Annotated in this window: 20 protein-coding genes; 2 read left to right on the forward strand and 18 right to left on the reverse strand. The window is 43.1% G+C overall.

Annotated elements, in window-relative coordinates; genetic code table 11:
- Positions 1-49: 49 nt before the first annotated feature.
- The 13 genes from ACZ41C_RS06720 to pdxA form a co-directional block, all read right to left on the reverse strand.
- Positions 50-445: a GreA/GreB family elongation factor gene (locus tag ACZ41C_RS06720; protein WP_138256749.1), complete on the reverse strand. Its 396-nt coding sequence runs from the start codon at positions 443-445 to the stop codon at positions 50-52.
- 43 nt (positions 446-488) lie between these two features.
- Positions 489-1,085 carry a hypothetical protein gene (locus tag ACZ41C_RS06725; RefSeq protein WP_464565031.1) on the reverse strand — a complete coding sequence of 199 codons (597 nt, stop codon included), beginning with the start codon at positions 1,083-1,085 and terminating at the stop codon, positions 489-491.
- A gap of 169 nt (positions 1,086-1,254) precedes the next feature.
- A complete protein-coding gene (locus ACZ41C_RS06730; RefSeq protein ID WP_464565720.1) occupies positions 1,255-2,367 on the reverse strand; it encodes an NAD(P)/FAD-dependent oxidoreductase in 1,113 nt (370 codons plus the stop codon).
- Positions 2,364-3,755 carry an alpha/beta hydrolase family protein gene (locus ACZ41C_RS06735; protein WP_464565033.1) on the reverse strand — a complete coding sequence of 464 codons (1,392 nt, stop codon included), beginning with the start codon at positions 3,753-3,755 and terminating at the stop codon, positions 2,364-2,366. The genes ACZ41C_RS06730 and ACZ41C_RS06735 overlap by 4 nt, the downstream gene beginning before the upstream one ends.
- 98 nt (positions 3,756-3,853) lie before the next feature.
- Complete coding sequence (locus tag ACZ41C_RS06740; RefSeq protein WP_464565035.1) at positions 3,854-4,504, reverse strand: hypothetical protein; 651 nt, start codon at positions 4,502-4,504, stop codon at positions 3,854-3,856.
- A 116-nt stretch (positions 4,505-4,620) separates the two neighbouring features.
- Positions 4,621-4,917, reverse strand: coding sequence for a hypothetical protein (locus ACZ41C_RS06745; protein WP_464565037.1), 297 nt, complete (start codon positions 4,915-4,917; stop codon positions 4,621-4,623).
- 288 nt (positions 4,918-5,205) lie between these two features.
- The gene (locus ACZ41C_RS06750) at positions 5,206-6,873 is read right to left on the reverse strand and encodes a hypothetical protein (RefSeq protein WP_464565039.1); all 1,668 of its coding nucleotides are present in this window, start codon (positions 6,871-6,873) and stop codon (positions 5,206-5,208) included.
- Positions 6,874-7,325: 452 nt separating this feature from the next.
- Positions 7,326-8,678, reverse strand: coding sequence for an acetyl-CoA carboxylase biotin carboxylase subunit (gene accC, locus ACZ41C_RS06755; protein WP_138256746.1), 1,353 nt, complete (start codon positions 8,676-8,678; stop codon positions 7,326-7,328).
- Positions 8,679-8,761: 83 nt separating this feature from the next.
- Entirely contained in the window at positions 8,762-9,259 is a 498-nt protein-coding gene (gene accB / locus ACZ41C_RS06760; RefSeq protein ID WP_464565042.1) for an acetyl-CoA carboxylase biotin carboxyl carrier protein, read from the reverse strand.
- Positions 9,260-9,291: 32 nt separating this feature from the next.
- Positions 9,292-10,284: a beta-ketoacyl-ACP synthase III gene (locus tag ACZ41C_RS06765; protein ID WP_138256744.1), complete on the reverse strand. Its 993-nt coding sequence runs from the start codon at positions 10,282-10,284 to the stop codon at positions 9,292-9,294.
- A 238-nt stretch (positions 10,285-10,522) separates the two neighbouring features.
- Complete coding sequence (rpmF, locus tag ACZ41C_RS06770) at positions 10,523-10,720, reverse strand: 50S ribosomal protein L32 (RefSeq protein WP_125221936.1); 198 nt, start codon at positions 10,718-10,720, stop codon at positions 10,523-10,525.
- An 8-nt stretch (positions 10,721-10,728) separates the two neighbouring features.
- Positions 10,729-11,259, reverse strand: coding sequence for a YceD family protein (locus ACZ41C_RS06775; RefSeq protein ID WP_464565045.1), 531 nt, complete (start codon positions 11,257-11,259; stop codon positions 10,729-10,731).
- Positions 11,260-11,378: 119 nt separating this feature from the next.
- Positions 11,379-12,431 carry a 4-hydroxythreonine-4-phosphate dehydrogenase PdxA gene (gene pdxA, locus ACZ41C_RS06780; protein ID WP_464565722.1) on the reverse strand — a complete coding sequence of 351 codons (1,053 nt, stop codon included), beginning with the start codon at positions 12,429-12,431 and terminating at the stop codon, positions 11,379-11,381.
- Positions 12,432-12,489: 58 nt separating this feature from the next.
- Here pdxA and ACZ41C_RS06785 point away from each other — a divergent pair, with 58 nt between their 5' ends.
- The gene (locus ACZ41C_RS06785) at positions 12,490-13,080 is read left to right on the forward strand and encodes a riboflavin synthase (RefSeq protein ID WP_464565047.1); all 591 of its coding nucleotides are present in this window, start codon (positions 12,490-12,492) and stop codon (positions 13,078-13,080) included.
- Positions 13,081-13,138: 58 nt separating this feature from the next.
- On the opposite strand, the gene ACZ41C_RS06790 is transcribed toward ACZ41C_RS06785, so the two are convergent.
- From ACZ41C_RS06790 to ACZ41C_RS06805, 4 genes are read right to left on the reverse strand one after another with little or no spacing between them, the layout of a single operon-like run.
- Positions 13,139-13,513: a DUF2237 family protein gene (locus ACZ41C_RS06790; protein ID WP_138256741.1), complete on the reverse strand. Its 375-nt coding sequence runs from the start codon at positions 13,511-13,513 to the stop codon at positions 13,139-13,141.
- A complete protein-coding gene (locus tag ACZ41C_RS06795) occupies positions 13,498-14,067 on the reverse strand; it encodes a hypothetical protein (RefSeq protein ID WP_138256740.1) in 570 nt (189 codons plus the stop codon). Before ACZ41C_RS06795 ends, ACZ41C_RS06790 begins: the two co-directional genes overlap by 16 nt.
- Complete coding sequence (locus ACZ41C_RS06800; RefSeq protein ID WP_464565050.1) at positions 14,064-15,149, reverse strand: acyltransferase family protein; 1,086 nt, start codon at positions 15,147-15,149, stop codon at positions 14,064-14,066. The genes ACZ41C_RS06795 and ACZ41C_RS06800 overlap by 4 nt, the downstream gene beginning before the upstream one ends.
- Positions 15,150-15,159: 10 nt before the next feature.
- Positions 15,160-16,968, reverse strand: a complete 1,809-nt coding sequence (locus ACZ41C_RS06805; RefSeq protein WP_138256738.1) for a sodium:solute symporter family protein — start codon at positions 16,966-16,968, stop codon at positions 15,160-15,162.
- Between the two features lie 91 nt (positions 16,969-17,059).
- Here ACZ41C_RS06805 and ACZ41C_RS06810 point away from each other — a divergent pair, with 91 nt between their 5' ends.
- Positions 17,060-17,797 carry a sulfite exporter TauE/SafE family protein gene (locus ACZ41C_RS06810; protein WP_154917807.1) on the forward strand — a complete coding sequence of 246 codons (738 nt, stop codon included), beginning with the start codon at positions 17,060-17,062 and terminating at the stop codon, positions 17,795-17,797.
- 98 nt (positions 17,798-17,895) lie between these two features.
- On the opposite strand, the gene ACZ41C_RS06815 is transcribed toward ACZ41C_RS06810, so the two are convergent.
- A complete protein-coding gene (locus ACZ41C_RS06815) occupies positions 17,896-20,511 on the reverse strand; it encodes a M14 family metallopeptidase (RefSeq protein ID WP_464565053.1) in 2,616 nt (871 codons plus the stop codon).
- Positions 20,512-20,642 lie beyond the last annotated feature (131 nt).

A 20,642-nucleotide genomic window follows, 5' to 3' on the forward strand; every position in this document is an offset into this window, starting at 1 on the left:
CAACAAATATTAATTTGGTGTCAAGATAGGCAAAAAATCCACGGATTATTTAGGATATCGATAAAACGGAAAAAGCGTTCCCGTTAAATAAAAAACTCTCCCCGGTAGTTTTTCCCAATAACAATTTGCCGATGGGTGTCGCCGGGGAAATACAGTAAATAGGAAGGCCTTCGGTAGTAATCGCCCCTGCGGAAATTGCAATAAAGTAATACCGATCTTCCGTTTCTACCAAGGCCCCCAAGCCTCCCATGGAGTTCAGGGAATCTAGCTGTACCCTATGGAGCAGTTCCTGCATTTTTTCACATTCGGCCAGTTGATTGCCCAGTTTTTCCCGTTCCAACTGCAACATGGCCCTTCCGGTTTCATGCTTGTCCCCGGCACTACTTTTGGTCTCAGAAGTCAAGGATTCCTGAACTTCCTGAATTTGCTTGGATATTCTGGACATACGATTGGATACAAATTCCTTGCAGTGTTCGTAGGCCCGTTTTTTAATTTCCCGATGCTTCTTCAACGTGATATAAATCGGCTAATTTATAGATCAGGAAGTTAATCATTTGGTCCGAACCTTTGCCCTCCTGCATCATTTCTTGGATGGCTTCCCTGTTTTCCCTTTTAAAATAATCCAAATCCCCGGATCTGTCGTCACTGAAGATATTCCAGGACCGTAAACCACTCAGCATGGCCCTGTGTGCCTGAAACTTGCGCTCAACCTCCTCCCTTTCCTTCTTTGAAAAATTTTCGGGGTTGTTCTGTATCTGTTTATATTCGGCAGTAATACGGGTGTCCAATTTCTCTGCTTCGGTAATGATTTTAAAGTAGGCCCTTGAAACAAGGGATTGATATTGGCTCTCGAAAGCCATTTCGTAATTTGTAGTAGATTCGTCCAAGACTTCCTCGTCATCCAAACTCGCGTAAAGTCCCACTGCTGGATCAACATTCTTGCCCTTTAGCGATTCCATCCAGGCCTGGGATTGTATCATCTCCCGCCAAACCTCATTATACCTGCGCTGATATTTGGTCTGGTTCACCGCACAGGACGAAAGCAGACAAACAAAAATTAATGCAATAAGGAAACTTCTTCCCATATAACGGAGTTCTATTTTAAACATAAAAAAGCAAAAAGGTAGGAAGACATTATAAAGGCTTGGGGCACTTTATTCCCAGAAACGGGAACATGCAATATAGGAAGAAAATAGCATCTGCAATAGGGTGAGGGATAAGATGGATTAAAAATAGGTGTACGGTATATTTTCCTTAAAACAGGTCGCCCAATTGCCTTCCTACAGAGGTTCCAATGGCGATGCCCATACCTCCTAAGCGTACGCCACAGGCCACGTTTTCAGAAAGTGGTTTGATGATAGGCCGTTTTTGGGAACCTACGCCCATGATGCCGCTCCAACCATAATCGATCTCAACCTCTTGATGAGGCAAAATCATCGTTTGTAAGAGGTCTTTCAATTTATCCTGAACGACTTGTGTGGAACCGAATTCCATTGTTTCCTCCATATTGAAATCGAGGTTTCTTCCGCCACCAAAGAGGATTCGGTTATCGATGTTACGGAAGTAATAATAGCCCTCATCAAAATGGAAGGTACCCTTGATGGCCAGACCTGGAATAGGCTTGGTGATGATTACTTGGGCTCGGGCGGGTTGTACTTCTTCGTGCAACAATTGATTGGCAAAACCGTTCGTGGCAATCAAAAGTTTATTTGTTTTAAAGTCAAAATGTGCACAAGAAACCAAAACCGATCTTCCCAAATCTTCGATTTTTTCAACCTCGGTGGCATTCAAGATCTGTATTCCCGTTGTTTGTACTATCTGAAGCAGGGACCGCATCATATTCCCCGTATCTATTTGCCCTTCCAGCCGATGGGTGATATAGTTCTCCTGGATACCTTTGAAACGAAACCTATTGTCCGAAACTTCAAAAGGAGCTTGCTTAAAAATAGGCCTCAGCAAGGCATTGATATACTCCAATTTATCCAAGCATTGTTCGTATAAGTCGGCATCCTTTTCCAAAAACACTTCATGCCCCCCATACTTGTAATACCCGATGTTATCATCGCCCAAAAGTTCCCGAAGGGATTGGATGCCCCAATAGCGCTGTTCCACCAAGGACAATAGTTCCTCCTCGGAATGGGATTTTAGGTCGGACAGGATTTCCGAAATACTTCCAAAACAAGCAAAACCGGCGTTTTTGGTGCTGGCGCCCTGGGGCAAAACGCCCCGTTCCAAAACCAAAATGTTCGCTTTAGGATGTTTTTCGCGAAGTCGTAACGCGCAGGTCAGCCCTACGATTCCACTACCGATGATGGTGAAATCTACCTCGGACAACCACGATTTTCGTTCCCAATAGCTCAGGTTCATGGCCGTACCTGTTTTTGGATCCATAACAGCATTGTATTAAGTGCTTCCGGGGCCAGGGTCTGGGAAATCTGCCCATATTCGGTTGGAGAACCCGTAGTACTTTCCTGGAACAAATGGTTCAGCGTTGGGAGTTCCTTGATGGTCACCTGCGTATTTCCTCCACCTTCCAAGGCTTCTTGGATAGCGGTCAGATTTTCCCGTGGTGGCACCTGTACGTCCATTTCCCCGTTAATGGCCAGTACAGGACATGCCACTTCCCCTAACGTACCCGCCGGGTCATAACGGATAAAATGCAGCCACCATGGATTCAGCAACTGATCTACCCGTAATTGGGCATACGTATCTACATCAACCCCTGGGGGTTTGCTTGGTCCCGGATGTTCTTTAAAGTATTGGGTAAGGTCCGCACTTAATTGCGTCAGGTCCGTGGATTCCTTGATCATGGTAAAGACAGTCCTGTTGGCCGTTTCTATGTCCATGAGCGTATTTTCACTGAGTCCGGACACTTTTCCAACGGCACGTTGCTGTAGCAAAAGCAGCTCATCACCGGGAATCCCTACCCCTGCCATGAGTACGATAAAGGCGATGTCCTTATCCCGACTCGCCACCATGGGCGCGATCATGCCCCCTTCGCTGTGGCCGACAAGCCCTATATTATTTTTATCGATTTCCTTTCTCGTCTGTAAATAGGCTATGGCAGCTTCCACGTCCTCTGAAAAATCTTCACTGGTGGCCGATTCAAAATTCCCGGTGGACAGGGCCGTGCCGCGGTCATCATAGCGGAGGACGGCAATGCCGTTACGCGTTAAATGGTCTGCCAAGACCAAAAAAGGCCGATGCCCGAACAATTCCTCGTCCCGATTTTGGGGCCCGCTGCCACTGATCAAGACCACCACGGGAAAAACGCCCTCTTTTTGGGGCAGGCTCAAGGTCCCGGCCAGCTCTATATCCGCCTTTTCGTTTCTAAAGGTGACTTCTTCCGTGTAATAGGGATAAGGCTTTACAGGTTCTTGGGGGCGCAAAACCGTTTCCTTTTGTGCAATTTCCCGGCTCAGTTCCAAGGGCATGATTTGCCCAAATTGATTAAAATCTCCGGATATAGTGCCCGCCTCGTTTAAAGTACCTTCGTAGACAATCCCCAGATTGGGCATGTTTATTTTTAATACTTGATTTTCAAAAGACGTGGAAGTCACGGGAATGTCTTTGGCTCCCTGATCCGGACTATCCATGGTTGCGGTATAGCCCTCGCCCTCTTCCTGAATATGAAACACCAGCCGCAGTTGCATGCCCTGCACTTTTAGCATCCCGTGCCAGTCGCCAGTAATGTCTTGGGCGGTTATCGTGAGTGCCGTAAGGAATAAAATAAGGACTGTAGGGAGGGTTTTCATATAGGATTAAACTTCTTGCTTAAAGGTAATTGATTGCAAGGAATTCAAAATGGAAATTCTAAAGACAATAAATTTTAAACGATACTAGCAATAGTTATTTAATTCTTCCAGTATTCTCCACTAACATTGTTACATTCTACTACAACCTCCTCGATTTTAGTTATTTGCTTGGCTTCTATTTTTTTGATTATGTTCGGATATTCAGATAAGAATCTTTTAAGGCTTTTATTTTTATGGAGTGGTTTAGAATTTAATTTCTCAACAATATCCTTAAAGGGTGTCTCTCCCGCTCTTCTTGTAAAAGACAAGGTAATAACATTATTATTCTTGTCTTTTAGGTATTTATAGCGATATTCATTATTCAAGACTTTTGGTAATACACCGTCCATATCTAATAGTCCAGGAAAAACTTCAGTGGCCTCATTTCTATAATAAAGAGTCATATTCGGGCCTAGGATAATTCGTTTGGCCAAGACAAAAAGTTTAGAGTTTATAATTAATGTTTCAAAGAATTCTTTACCCCTTTCATAGCTCTTAATACTATCCACTGCAACTTTTTTTTCATTTCCTTCATTATCTAGGTAAATAATTTTATTAAAACTCCTAAACCTATTTTGTACTTTAATCTGCCCCTTCAACGTGTCTCCTTTTCTTGTGATAATTTTTCCGTCTAAAAATTCGGATTCTTGACTTGCGAGATTAAAACAGAAGAATACGACTAAATAGGTAGAAGTGATTAACTCTCTCATAATTATTATTCAACGTTGTATGTATGATTAGTGCGAGTTTTTAGAACGGAAATATTCATTTGATATTTCCGAAAATCCACCTGGAATTGATTTTACATTTTTTTAGCAAACGTTTTCTAACTGCTCATTTTATGCATTCCAACTACGGCCATTCCTAAACCAAGAGCCGGACCATAGGCTAATATAAATTGGTCACCAAGATCTAGAATTCCGAGATAGGTGGTTGTAGTCCCCAGTATACCGCAGGCCATAATAGCCAATCCACCGTAGAACATTTGTTTTCCCTTGCTTCTTGTAATATCGGCAGCAGCCATGCGACTCAAATCACGGTCCACTCGCTTCATAATAATTTCTATGTCCTCAGAATCCATTATTCTCAATTGCAATTCCTTCCGAAAATTGGAATATTCCAAGTGCCCGGACCTAATTTTATCACAATATTCAGTAACATATTCTTTCCTAGATTTTCCCGTTCAATGTCTAGTCCTGAAATATGGCTACAGGTTAAAAATAGATTTACGCTGTTAATTTATATACCATATTAGGTGTTTTGTATTCTAAAGATAATTGATTGCAGGAATTTCCAGTTGGAAATTCCGGCCACAATTAATTATACACCGCTTAAGTTTGCTTCTGAATTTTATTATTGTATAATTAAATGAAGAGAAGAATCTATCAATAAATTCTTCAAACAAAAGAAATCAGTAAAAGAACTTATCACTTTCTATTACCCATTGATTTCCCCTCCTGTTTATAAATTTGGCTTCAACCTTAGGAGTAACTTTTAAAATATTTTCATTCGTTTTTATGACCTTATCCAAATAATCAGGATAACTTGAGATACCATCATAGCTATTAAGTAGTACCCTTTCTATTAAAAGGCTGTTAGAGCTATGTAAACTCCCAAACTCTGAATTCTTTAGATCATCTGGTAATTCTGGTAAGATTATCTTTTCAGTATTCTGGCTATCAAAGAGGTAACTCCAATTGTAAATGGTTCTTTTTCCATTTATAATGGCTTCATCATTTAAATTATTTAAAAAAATCTTGCCAGAAGTATGGCCATCTCCGTTTTTGATAATATCTATTTCTTTTCCATTTTGAATATATTCAAATGACCATGCCGGGATATTATAAGATTCTAATGGCACCCCTATTCTATTTGTATAATAGTCTTCCCATTGGTAAATATGACTATATGTTTCAAAAGTTGTGTTTAAAAAATACGGTATAGTATTGACTGTGGGGAATGAGGCATCTATTGCATGGTTTCTTTGCCATAGATAATGAAAAATACCATCCTGAAAATCTTGGGAATTATTATAGCCCAATATGGTCAAATAGCCAAATCTACCATCTCCTTTGCCATCATTGTAAGAAGCATCGAAAATTCTTGACTCTATACCGTCCCTAAGTAAATTATTGAAGTCCAATACAAAATCTGATGATAGTTCTTGTTTATTAAGCCAGATATAAGCGTAATCGTTTTGAGATAAGTTATGATAGGGAACATAGTAATTTGTTATATCTCTATCTTCAAAATTCATTTCAATATTGTCCACAACGAAGGTTTTCGTGTTAGAATAATACCCTACATCATATCCGTAACTTGGAAAAACTGTACCGATATTGATTACATCATCATCTGGGAATCCATTAGTGCTATATTCACTTCTTGACGAAGCACCGTAATATAATATCCCTTTGGGTGAAAATAAAGGTAAATTGTTCCTGGTGAGGTCTTTAATTGTAAATAGATTGGTTAATGTATACGTATTATTTATATCTCTAGCTATAGCCGCATAGGTAAGCGAATAAGGCGTCTCTGGAGAAATATCGATTGGTGTTGTTAATTTGAAATTTTGGGATATGGGGTCAATTTTTATTGATGCCAATAATGATCCATCTATAGCTGATGCGAAAAAATAAAAATCGACAAATTGGGGTGGTAAGAAAAAGTTTTCTTTTAAATCCAATTCCAATAGAACTCTATGAAAGCTTATAGGATAATTGTGTTGGGTAATATTACCGTTTGCATCTGTGATTATTAAGGTTAAGATAGTGTCTCCTGCGGGAAAATTATCAGGGTTCAAGTTTATCCCCAATTCTTTGCCATCTTCTACTTGAGCAACAATTTCATCAGCAATTTGAGCTTCTATTTTCGATATTCCAAGCTCATTGTTTTTAATAGATAAGGTGAAATACACGCTCTCATATATAATGGGATTTTCCAATATATAAGAAATGTCAATGTCTTCATTTTCTAAAACTTCATCTATTATATCTATTTGCTTTTCCGTAGAGGTTTGTTCTTTTTCACAACCTATTATTAGTATGATTAGTGTTAAAAGGTAATATTGTCGCCTCATAATTTTTTATGCTAAAACGGAAATATATATTTAAAATGATTATTAATGTATAATCATTCTTGTGTTTCAATATTACTGGCAACAATTACATATAATCATTTGATCATATACCCACAGTGCGCCTAAGATAATTAAATCCTTGTTAGGAAAAGTATTACAGGTTTGTGGTTGGTCCGTTTTTGATGATGGTTTGACACAAATCTATTATTGATAATTCTTTAGGAGGTTGGCATTTCGTCTCCCTTCGACTATCCTTCGCTTCCGTTCGACTCTCCCTCGACTCCCTTCGACTCCGCTCAGGGTACACGCTCAGGACAGGCTACTCTGGGAATACGCTTGGGGACAAGCAATCTTCTCAATGCCCGAATGGACTTATTTGGGTCACTTCGACTCCGCTCAGTGACCCTTATATAGCAAAAAAAACTCCAACATCGCTGTTGGAGTTTTGAACTTTAATTTTCCTTTGGGGGATCCATCTTAAAATCGTTCATAAAGGCGGTGGTATAGTTCCCCGCCAAATAATCCGGATGGTCCATCAACTGCCTATGGAAAGGTATCGTGGTCTTTATCCCCTCGATCACAAACTCGTCCAAGGCCCTTTTCATTTTATTGATCGCTTCTTCCCGAGTCTGTGCCGTGGTAATCAACTTGGCGATCATGGAATCGTAGTTGGGCGGTATGCTATAGCCGCTGTATACGTGCGTATCCATACGTACGCCATGTCCGCCAGGCGTGTGCAATGTTGTAATTTTTCCAGGGGAAGGCCTAAAGTTGTTATAGGGATCTTCCGCATTGATCCTACACTCAATGGAGTGTAGTTTTGGAATGTAGTTTTTACCAGAGATAGGAACTCCGGCCGCAACCAAAATCTGCTCACGGATCAAATCGTAATCGATGACCTGTTCCGTAATAGGGTGCTCCACCTGTATACGGGTGTTCATCTCCATAAAGTAGAACTTTCGGTGTTTGTCCACCAAAAACTCTACCGTACCGGCTCCTTCGTATTTGATATATTCCGCTGCCTTTACGGCCGCTTTTCCCATTTCGTCCCGGAGTTTGTCCGTCATAAAAGGAGATGGGGTTTCCTCCGTTAATTTTTGATGGCGACGCTGTACGGAACAGTCACGCTCGGACAGGTGACAGGCCTTCCCATATTGGTCGCCCACCACTTGGATTTCAATGTGTCTAGGCTCCTCGATCAGCTTTTCCATATACATCCCTCCGTTCCCAAAAGCCGCCTTGGCCTCTTTTACGGCACTTTCAAAGTGGGCCTCCATTTCGTCCTCGCTCCAAACGGCCCGCATTCCCTTACCACCACCTCCGGCAGTAGCCTTGATCATGACGGGATAGCCCATTTTCTTGGCGGTCTTCTTAGCATCGGCCAAATCCTTTAAGAGTCCGTCAGAACCAGGTACACAGGGAACCCCGGCCGCTTTCATGGTCGCCTTGGCCGTGGCCTTATCGCCCATACGGTCTATCTGTTCAGCGGAAGCCCCAATGAACTTGATATCGTGCTCCGCACATATCTTGGAGAACTTGGAGTTTTCCGAAAGGAAACCGTAGCCCGGGTGAATCGCGTCCGCATTGGTAATCTCGGCCGCTGCAATGATATTCGGTATCTTTAAATAGGATTCGCTACTGGGTGCAGGTCCTATACATACGGCCTCATCCGCAAAACGCACATGAAGGCTTTCCTCATCGGCCTTACTATAGACCGCTACCGTTTTTATACCCATTTCCTTACAGGTACGGATAACGCGCAGCGCAATTTCTCCCCTATTTGCAATCAGTATTTTTTTAAACATAACAGTTTCGAATTCCAAACTTCAAATTCCAAATTCCAAAATAGCATTTTTGGTATTTGGCACTCGATGCTTGCGGTTTAACCTTATGATGGATCTACTAAGAACAATGGTTGATCAAACTCCACTGGTGAGGAGTCATCTACCAATACCTTAACAATGGTACCGGCCACTTCAGATTCGATATCGTTGAACAACTTCATGGCCTCTATAACGCAAAGAACGTCACCGGCAGCAATCTTGTCCCCAACTTCCACAAAGGCAGGTTTGTCCGGAGATGGCTTTCTGTAGAAGGTTCCAATAATGGGCGATTTGATCGTGATGTATTTGGAATCGTCCTCTTTCTTTTCCGTTTCCTTGGCAGGGGTCGCAGGAGTAGCAGGTGCTTCTGGCTGCGTTTGTGGGGCAGCGGTAGGTGCTACGGGCGCTTGGGCCATAGGAATGGATTGTACAAACGTGGTTTCGCCACTGCCTGGGCTTCCGGTACGGATGGTGATCTTGATGTCATCCGTCTCCAATTTCACTTCACTAGCTCCCGATTTAGCTACGAACTTAATAAGGCTTTGAATTTCTTTAATATCCATAGTTGTAAATATATGTTAGTTTGGTCTCCCAATTAATAGGCCCACTTTAAATAAATGGATCCCCATGTAAATCCACCACCAAAGGCGGCAAAAACTAAATTATCTCCTTTTTTTAATTTATCCTCGTAATCACTTAACAGCAAAGGCAGCGTTGCCGATGTGGTGTTCCCGTACCGTTGAATATTCATCAATACCTTGGATTGGTCCAGCCCCATTCTATTGGCCGTGGCATCGATGATACGTTTATTGGCCTGATGCGGTACCAACCAGGATACATCGGTATCGGTTAGGTCATTGCGTTTCATGATGCGCTCCGCTACATCGGCCATATTGGAGACCGCAAACTTGAATACGGTCTTCCCGTCCTGAAAAATAAAATGCTTTCCATCCTTTACGGTCTGTTCCGTTGCGGGCATTAAGGAGCCTCCCCCTTCCATGCCCAAAAACTGACGACCAGAGCCATCGGCCCTAAGATATTCGTCCTTTAGTCCCAATCCCTCCTCATTGGGTTCGAACAGTACGGCACCCGCACCATCCCCAAAGATGATACAAGTCGTACGATCGGTGTAATCTATGATGGAGGACATTTTATCGGCCCCGATCAACAATACTTTTTTATATCGGCCAGATTCTATATACCTGGCGGCAGTGGACATCCCGAACAAAAAGCTGGAACATGCCGCCAAAAGATCATAGGCAAAAGCGTTCTTCGCACCAATTTCCGATGCTACAAAGGCCGCAGTAGAGGCGACCATACTATCCGGTGTGGCGGTGGCCACGATGACCAAATCTATTTCCGCCGGGTCCAGGTTTTTCTTTTGAAGGATCTGTTTAGCCGCCTGGATGGCCAAATAGGAAGAACCTTCCCCTTCCTCTTTTTTTAATATGCGTCGTTCCTTGATTCCCGTTCTGGTAGTAATCCACTCATCATTGGTTTCTACCATTTCTTCCAACATTTTATTGGTGAGGATAAATTGGGGAACATAGCCTCCCACAGCGGTTATGGCTGCTGTAATTTTGGTCATATTTTAATTGCTTTCGTGTGAAAAACTTTCAAAAACACGTCAAAAGTTGTGAAAATTAGTGATTTTCGCCGACTTTTTGTGGCAAAACAACCTGTTTTTGAAAAAATTAATGTGTTTGGTACCGATGCACTCTTAAAAAGCCTAAAGCCGATTATTTCGGAAAACATTTGGATTATGGCTAAAAAAAACTCCCGCTTCATATGAAGTGGGAGTCGATAATCCGTTTATAAAAGGCGCATTATGCCTCTACTTCCTCTGCTTTGTCAATCAAAACCTGGCCTCTGTAGTACAATTTACCCTCGTGCCAGTGGGCCCTGTGGTACAAATGCATCTCACCAGTTGTAGAATCTGTAGCCAATGTAGGTGCAACCGCTTTGTAATGTGTTCTTCTTTTGTCTCTCCTGGTTTTGGATGTCTTTCTTTTAGGATGTGCCATTTGTAACCTTATTTATCCGTTAATAGTTTTTTTAATTCGTCCCAACGGGGATCGCTTGCTTCGTTTTCGTTTTTCTTGTCTTTTGGCTGAAGTTCTTGAAGCCGCTCCAAGGCTTCGGATTTCAACGTACCGTCCGCAATACCTGGATGCACCCTTTTTTGGGGTACGGCCAAGATAATCATCTCATAGATATACTGTGCAACGTTCACCTGATGCTCTCCGTGCGGTAAAATGAGGATTTCGTCGTCTTCATCGTCGTATTCCTCACCAAATTTTACCACGAGCTCCAAGCTCCCTTCTATAGGCTGATCGTAGGGTTCGCTGGTCATATCACAGTCAACGTTCACCGTTCCCGTCGCTTCAAAATCAAGTTCCAACATGGTACTTGTTTTGTTGAGAACAATCGTGAGGTCAACAGCTACTTCATTAAATTCGTCGTAACCAAAAGATTCAAAGAACTTGTTGTCGATTTCATACTTAAAGTCGTGTTTTCCCTGTTTCAACCCTGAAAAAGGAATAGTATACTCCTTTTGCTTCATCACGTACAACTCTTAATATTAAATCCTTACCTTAAAAGGCGGGTGCAAAGATACTATTATTTTGATAACGGGCAATAGTTATCAACTATTTATCTTCATAACTTTTTGGGTGCCAAAAACTAACGTTCGCGCTTGATGCGCTGTTTTTTCAAAACGTTTTCCGTAAGCTTCAAATACTCTGTTCTGTTCCTAAAAATCTTGATGGCCATAAATACGGCTTCCTTGAAGGAACTATGGTCTGCCTGTCCTTTGCCGGCAATTTCATACGCTGTACCGTGATCCGGAGAAGTGCGCACCTTATTGAGTCCCGCCGTAAAATTAACGCCCCTTCCAAAGGAAAGGGTCTTAAAGGGAATCAGTCCCTGATCGTGATAGGCCGCCAATACGGCATCAAAATTCTTGTAATTATCCGAACCGAAAAAGCTGTCCGCGGAGTAGGGCCCAAAGACCAAATGTCCGTTATTGGCCATTTCTTTTATAACGGGTTTCAATACCTCCTCGTCTTCATTGCCTATCACCCCGTTGTCCCCACTATGCGGATTGATGCCCAAAAGCGCGATTTTGGGTTTTTGGATGCCAAAATCCATTTTCAGGGATTTCTCGATCGTATTTACCTTATCCCGAATCAATCTGGGTATAATGGCCGATGCCACATCCTTAACAGCTACATGGTCCGTCAACAGCCCTATCTTGAGGTCGTCCGTAACCATGAACATCAAACTTTCCCCTTCCAGCTCCTGCGCGAGATAATCAGTATGACCGGGAAACTTAAAATCCTCCGCTTGAATGTTGTTCTTGTTGATGGGAGCCGTAACCAGGACATCGATATCGCCATTTTTTAAGGCGGCCACAGCGGCCTTTAGGGACTGGAGAGCGAAATCACCCCCTTCCTTGGTAGCCTGGCCAAATTGTATCTCAGGAACTTGTTTCCATACATTGACAATGTTCAGTTTTCCGTCCACGGCCTTAGAAGCCTCATGAACCCCGTTAAAGGGAATGGAAATGTTGAAAGCCTTTTGCTGGCCCGAAATGGTTTTGTTGGATGCAAAAATAATGGGAGTACAAAAATCGAGCATACGGCTGTCCTCAAAAGTCTTTAGGACCACCTCGCAGCCAATTCCGTTTAAATCCCCAATGGATATCCCCAACTTAATGTTCACGTTTTCCTCCATTATATCTGTATCTTTGTGAGCTAATTTAGACTTCAAAATTACTTAAATTAAACGACACATGTTTACCGGAATCATTGAAACATTGGGAACAGTAACACATTTGGAATCCAAGGGTGGAAACCTTGATATCACGGTATCTTCCGGCATTACCTCTGAATTAAAAATAGACCAAAGTGTGGCGCATAATGGCGTTTGTTTGACCGTTGTGGAAATATCAGGCAATGCATATAGGGTAACCGCCATTGCAGAGACCTTGAAAAAGACCAATTTGGGCGATTTAAAGGTAGGCGACAGAGTGAATATGGAACGTGCCATGATTATGGGTTCCAGATTGGACGGGCATATCGTCCAGGGACATGTGGACCAAACTGGCGTTTGCACGAACATCCAAGAAGAAAACGGAAGTTGGATATTCTCCTTTGAATATGACCCGGCCACCGGAAACCCTACCATAGAAAAAGGATCCATTACTATTGATGGCACAAGTCTGACAGTAGTGAATTCAGGAACAAACACTTTTGATGTGGCGATAATTCCCTACACCTACGAGCATACGAGATTCAATACCTATAAAGTGGGCACGGTAGTTAATCTTGAATTTGATGTTATAGGGAAGTACGTGGCCAAGTTGATGGGGCAATCGAAGTAACAGGAATCAATTTAGGTAAATTGAAGGAAAACCTATTCAATTGGAAAACTTCATTTCGTTATTGACTTTCTACAGCGTATGCACTAAGAATTTCAAGCGAGGTAAATTTTAGTGCCTTAATATGTGTGGCTTCCAATAGTACCTTGGGTGCCTTTCCTACTTTCTCCGCCTGTAGCCAACGAGAAATGCACAGGCACCATTTATCACCTTCTTGAAGTCCGGGAAAATTCCATTGGGGAATTGGTGTAGATAGATCATTGCCCATGGACTTCGTATATTCCAAAAATTCCTTGGACATTATGGCACAAACCACATGGGTACCCACGTCCTCAACACCTGTTTTACAGAATCCGTCCCTGTAAAAACCGGTCTTGGGTTTATGGCAACAGGCAATCAGTGTTGTACCCAAAACATTTTTTAGCGAGCTTTCCATTCGTTATAAAAATTTACTACCTGATAGGGGAATTTAAATTCCTTGCTTCGGATTTTGTCGGCCAGAGGTGGACAATCGCTAAAAAATTGAATCAACAGGTTCCGTTTTAATCCTAAGAGTCCTTGGTCTGCCCTTACCAATGTAGGGTTATCCCGCTTTTTTAGATACGCGATATCCATTACCATCCCTTCACCTTGTTCCTGCAATTCAAACTTATACAGAGAAACTACTCCCTCTACTTCCAAACGAAGAAACCTGTCCTCTCCGTCCAAATTAAACGATCTGTAAATGGAATCGCCTTTTCTATAGGATTGGATGTTATCTGCTGAATATCGCTTCTTACGCCCGTTGCCCTTAAATTTGATTTTAGTAAAAATGCCTCCAAACGGACCCATTTTTCGGTCACTAACATTGCCGATCAAAGTGTCTCCTTTCAAGGTGACAACATAACCAGGGAGATACACTTCCTGCGCCTGGATTTCATTTATATTAACTGAAAAAATGAACAGAAACGATAAAAAGTAAGTTTGTCGAACCGGAAGCCGTGAAATCATACTTTGAAAAAAATCTTCCGTTGGTACAACACATATCCCAAAAATGCGTAAAAGGCCAGAACGGTAAGTCCATATAACAAGGAAGACATTTCCATGGAGATGGCATTATGGACATAGATTTTCTGGAACAACCAACCATGCAGGGAAGTGTCACCCACTTGAATCTGCCCCATTACCTTGGCAATAAAGCTGGAAAGAAAATAGATGATAATGGCGTTGGCCCCGGCATATCTAAAAATACTCCCAAACTTGATTTGTTTAACATCGGTCAAATAATAAATCAAGGCCAAAATCAAATTGGCCCAACCTGCGGTAACCAACACAAAACTACTGGTCCATAAGGCCTTGTTGATAGGAAATACTAAATCCCATAAGTGCCCAATGATCAAAAGACTGCCTCCAATACCCATTAAGAGCGTTGCTTTCTTCTCCTGCTTGGAAACCAGTATCAATCCGGTAAAAATCCCCAGTAGGGAACTGACTATGGAAGGTATGGTGCTCAAAAGTCCTTCGGGGTCATAATCCGGCTTGTAATTATGCGACCCGAATACTTTAACATCCAACCAATTGGCAAAATTGTTAGGAGCCCTTTCCAAGGTTGAGGCAACGCCGTCCACAGGCACCAAGGTCATTAACAACCAATATCCTACCAAAAGTCCAATAGCGATACCAACCAAAGTTTTCCATTTAAAATTGATGAAAAGAATAGACGCGAAAAAGAAAACCACACCAATCCGTTGCAATACCCCTGGAAAACGAATATTCTCCCAAGCTTTAAAAAAAGGAAACTCGATGATAAAGGCCCCCAGAAATAGCCCCAAACCTATAAGTTTAAGGGTCCGAACGATAATTTTTTTATAGGTGTTGGAATTCACCTCTTTGTTCCGATATGAAAACACAATGCTTGTTCCCACAATAAACAAAAAGAAGGGAAATACCAGATCGGTTGGGGTATACCCGTGCCACTCGGCATGTCTAAAGGGGGCATATACGTTCGTCCAAGTACCTGGTGTGTTTACTAAAACCATTAACAAGATGGTCGCACCCCTAAAAATATCAACGGAAAGAATTCTGTTTTGCATAAGACTAAAATTAAAGGATGTTATCTTTCATTCTATTCCAAGCCTTTACCAACAGAAAGCCCGTAACCAAGGCAATACCCGTTAAGATGAGGGCACTTGTACTCCTCCCATAAATCCAATAGCCCGTTGCAAACATGATGGAATAGATAAGGACGCAACCTAAAAGCATTGCCGTAATTCCTTGGGGTACGCTCCATTTTTCGTCCTTCGCGATTTGGACTCCGTCCGTTTCTGCTTCCTGGACAATTTTTGCCCAGCCCGGACCCCCAGGCTGAATTTTCTTATAAAAAGAGCGTAGCGTTTCCTTGGATTCCGGTTTGGTCATAAATGTAGTGGCAAGCCAAATGGCCGTGGTAAGCAGTACTACAAATACATACTCGCTCCAACTTGGAAAAACTCCCGTTTCTTCGGCAAAAAGAAATGGTCCGATAACGGTTGTCTTTAAAAGAATGGAAATAATTCCAGATGCGAACATGGCAGCGATTTCGCTCCATGCATTGATACGCCACCAAAACCATCGTAATATGAATATGAGCCCGGTCCCGGCACCAAATGTCAAAAGGATGTCAAAAATCTGAAGGGCGTTTTCAAGAGCAAGTGCCAAGGCGGCGCTCAATACCATTAAGATGACCGTTGAAATTCGGCCCACGGCCACCATTTGTTTTTCGGTGGCGTTGGGATTCAATTGTTGTTTGTAAAAATCAAAAACGATGTAAGAAGAACCCCAGTTCAATTGGGTTGAAATGGTACTCATGTACGCGGCGATCAAGGAGGCCAAAACGACCCCCAAAAGACCACTTGGCAACTTCGTCAACATGGCCGAATAGGCCAAATCCTGTCCCAATTTACCTTCATCGATATTGGGAAAGGCCTCTTGGATGCTTGCAATGTCCGGGAAAACGACTAAAGAAGCCAAGGCGACCAAAATCCAAGGCCAAGGTCGTAAGGCATAGTGCATAATGTTAAAGAAAAACGTAGCTCCTATCGCATGATTCTCGTTCTTGGAAGCCAACATTCGTTGTGCGATATACCCGCCTCCACCAGGTTCGGCCCCGGGATACCAGGCGCTCCACCATTGCACCGCCAAGGGTATGATGAGCAACATTATGAGCGCTTTTTTATCGCTAAAATTCGGGAGAATATCAAGTTTCGTTTTTACCAAGTCGTTTGCCATTAAGGCCTCCACACCACCTACTTCGGGGATGTTTACCAAATAATACGCCGCTCCAATGGCACCGGACATGGCAACGAAAAACAAAAGGAAATCGGTATACACTACACCCTTAAAACCTCCAAGGGCACTAAAGGTCACGGTAATCAAGCCCGCTCCTACAACGGTTTCCCATGGTTCAAGTCCCAACATAATACCTCCAATTTTAATGGCGGCCAACGTAACGGAGGCCATGGTAATAATGTTGAACAAGGCGCCTAAATATACCGCCCTGAATTTGCGCAGGAAACTTGCCGGTTTACCTCCATACCGCATTTCATAAAACTCCAAGTCTGTATTTACATTGGAACGTCTCCATAATTTGGCATACACAAAGACCGTAAGCAAACCGGTTAATAAGAAGGCCCACCATACCCAGTTTCCTGAAACACCATTGGTACGTACGATATCGGTCACGAGGTTCGGCGTATCGGTTGAAAACGTCGTGGCTACCATGGAAAGCCCAAGTAACCACCAAGGCATGGTACGCCCTGAAAGGAAAAATTCCGAAGAGTCCTTCCCTGATTTTTTGGAGACATAAATCCCTATACCTAGGACAATCGAGAAAAAGACCACTATAAAACTGTAGTCGAGGGTGCTTAATTCCATAGTTTGGTTGTTAGTTAGCTACTAAAGATAAAATAATTTAAGATACTTTTGTGATTTGCCCCATAAACCGTTCGGTAATTACTTTCGTACCATGGAAATTTCTTTAACGTCCTGGATTTTGGCCACGCTGGCTGCCTTTGTAATTGGGATGTCCAAAGCCGGAATTAAGGGTATTGCGGTCATTAATGTCACCTTTATGGCCTTGGCCTTTGGTGCCAAGGAATCGACCGGTATGGTGGTTCCCTTACTGATTTTGGCCGATATTTTCGCGGTCATTTATTACAACAGGCATACGCAATGGAGCTACGTATTCAAGGTGCTTCCTTGGATGGTATTCGGGTTGATTATAGGCGTATTCATTGGGAAAGACCTGCCGGAAAGTCTTTTTAGGATCGGGATGGCCGTAATCATCATCATTACCGTATTTATGATGTATTGGTGGGATCGAAAAAAGGTGAAGACCGTTCCCACGCATTGGACGTTTTCGGGTGCCATTGGTACCTTGGCGGGTATCACTACGATGGTTGGAAATTTGGCAGGTGCCTTTTCCAATATTTATTTTTTGGCCATGCGTTTGCCCAAAAATCATTTCATAGGCACGGCAGCTTGGCTGTTTTTGATCGTCAATGTATTAAAGTTGCCATTTCATTTCTTTGTCTGGAAGACCATCACTTGGGAATCCTTGATGCTCAACGTAAAGTTGCTACCAGGAATTTTCTTGGGTTTCTTTGTGGGCATCCGCATCATTAAATTGATAAACGAGGAATTCTTTCGGAAAATGATCTTGGTGCTGACCGCTTTGGGGGCCCTTTTGATTATGGTGGGATAACTACAAAACACCAAATTTCAAGTACAATATTTAGTGCCCTGATATAAAAAAAGCCTATCATTACATTGACAGGCCTTTACCGTTCTCGTTTGTTTTAACTATTCCGATGCTCCCTCGTACAGCGCATTGAAAATCAGTTTATAAGTGCCCCTGGGCTGTGCCCTGAATTGGGGCCTGAACGCAAACAGGATAACGTCGCCCTCGCCATAGGCCACTTTGACCATGGCGGGTTTTTTAGCGATGTATTTTTCCTCGCCCATGGCCCAGCCACTCATCAACAAGTTTTTTGCGGCATAATTAGCGATTACCTCAACGTCCGGCGCAGGGGCATCGGCAATTTTCTCCTCTCCACCTTCGCCTTTCTTACTTTGTTTGTCGATTGTGAATGCCCGACTCCTATTGAAGGAAACCGCAACGGTATCCTGCATGCCAAATGCCAATGGGTGTTTGGTGTCGATTCCCGTTTTGATTAATGATCCAGGAATAAAGAAATCCTTACTGTCCGCCCCTTCTGTAGCATCCTTGAGGGGTAATCCAAACTGTTCGATTACATAGTTACTGGCTTCGTCAAAAGCCAACAGGGCTCCTCCGTTCTTTACGTATTTACTAAGGGCGACCGTACCTTCCAAACCGATACCTCCGGTAAACTTTTCGGGCATTTCCAAATTGGAATGGCCGTGTAAAATAGACCCAGGTCTTTGCGAAGGAATGATTAGCGCGTCGTATTGGGACAGGTCGGCCGTTTGGATATCCCTATCGTGTAAGGTATCCATTTCAAATTCATATTCATCCATGACAAAGCGTGTCCATCCTTCATCCATGTTGGACACCCATGATTTGTAAAGTCCCACTTTGGGCAAGTGGATTTTTGTAAGCCCGATTTCCGGTCTATCCGCAATTCCGATAACTTCCAAACCGTACTGGCCTGCCAATTCGGCAACGGATGCACTGCCCCCAGAAACGATATAGGAACCTGCGGGCAAGGACGTTTTACCAATCTTCATTTCCTCTTTTGTCTTGTAGGCCGTTCCTCCAGCTTTCAAAACTTTGTTGGTGACCATAACGGAAACGTTTGTATTGGCGCTCAGGGCGAATCCAAAAGAACCTTTACCGTCCACATCGCCCTCCTTGTAAGTTGCCGCATCCGTGACCTTCTCGGTGCTGACGTCAAAAGAATCCTTTATTTTATCCACGGTCACGCCCATCTGCATGGGAAGGGTCCAACCGGCCAAATCGTAGGGAGTATCCGGCGGACCCCCTGGGTACTGGAAACGTGTAGGGTAGTTCTGTTTTTCCATCAAGTCCAATAAATAAGGCCTAAAGGCCTGTCCGCCATAAATGACATAGGATCCCTTCTCGTATTTCTTATCGCCAACGGTAAAACTCTTGGTCGCCTTTTCAATTTCGATACCGCCTTTAAGGAGCACGTTCACCAAGTTGACCGCTTCAAAATGGTCCCATTGGTCGGTCCCGATGACATAGGCAAATGGTCCTTCGGTTTTGGCTTTTTCAATAGCCGAAGCGCCCATTTTGTAGATGTTGTATAGGTAATTGCTTTTTCTATCGGCAGCAAGGTCCAAAGTCGCCCAGGTAGCCGTTAACATATAATCTACGGCATCCCTAAAATGGGATTCCCCACCTTTCCATGGATCGGGATACATGATATCAGTTCCATCGGTCGGAGTTGTTCCTGCTACGGTTTTGGGCAGTTTTTCAGGGTCATAGAAACGAGGGGTGGGTGTGGTATGACCCGTTTCGGTCAGGATACCGATCATATTGTGGTAGTAGGGCACGGTTCTTCCACCGCCGTTCCAAAACATGGTATAGAAGTTGTCCGCAATGGCTCCAGGCATGTTTTCCAAGGAAAAGCGCTTGGACATGGCGGAGCCGACCTCGCTCACCGCGGCGGTAACCGCTGGGTGTATTTTTGGGTTAACCGGATCTGCATAGGGAGGTATGGAAATTTTTGTCCATGCAGGGGATGATTGGTGGTGATTGTACACAATCTGTGGGTACCATTCATTGTATAAAATTTTGGTGACGTTATAGGTTTCCGGCATGGTGTTCATGAACCAATCCCTATTATTGTCGTGCCCCATGTAATAGTGATATAAAATTGGCGGACGCGAAGTTTCATAGGGTGTTCCCAAATTCTTCTTGTACCAATCCACAACAATATCCAGCCCATCCGGATTCATTACGGGCATGAGGATGGTAATGACATTCTCCCTGATTTTTTTCATTTCCGTAGTTTCGGAAGTGGCAAGGGTAAAGGCCAGTTCAGAGGTCATTTGACCATGGGCCAGTTCCGTGGAATGCATGCCTCCATCGACCCATACAATAGCTTTACCTTCTTCGGATAACTGTAAGGCCTCATCATCAGAAACGCTTACTCGGGCCAGTTTTGCACTGATATCCTTCCACTTGTCCAGGGAAGCCAGGTTCTCTTCGCTCGAAATAAATAGGATGTACATTTTTCTGCCCAGGACGGTGGTACCGATCTCCTGCATTTTCACCCTATTGGAGGCAGCCGCCAATTTCCCCAGATAATCCTCTATCTGGGCATAATCCGCCAGTTTATAATCGTCACCCACCCTAAAACCGTAAACATCCTTGGGGGAGGGAACATTCTGTGCCATGGTCTGGAAAAGACATGACAGTAACACTACTGCGGTCATAATCATGACCTTGTATCCTGTTGATTTTGAACTCATTTTTTGAATTAGTTTGATTTGAGTCAGGAATTTAAGCATTCCTCTGGAAGTATTAAAACCGAAACGCTTGGTTTGCCCTTGTTCTTCCGACTTTTTCCAAATTGGCAATATATCATTGCGGTTTTTATCGA

The organism is Maribacter sp. C-4077, from assembly GCF_055378385.1.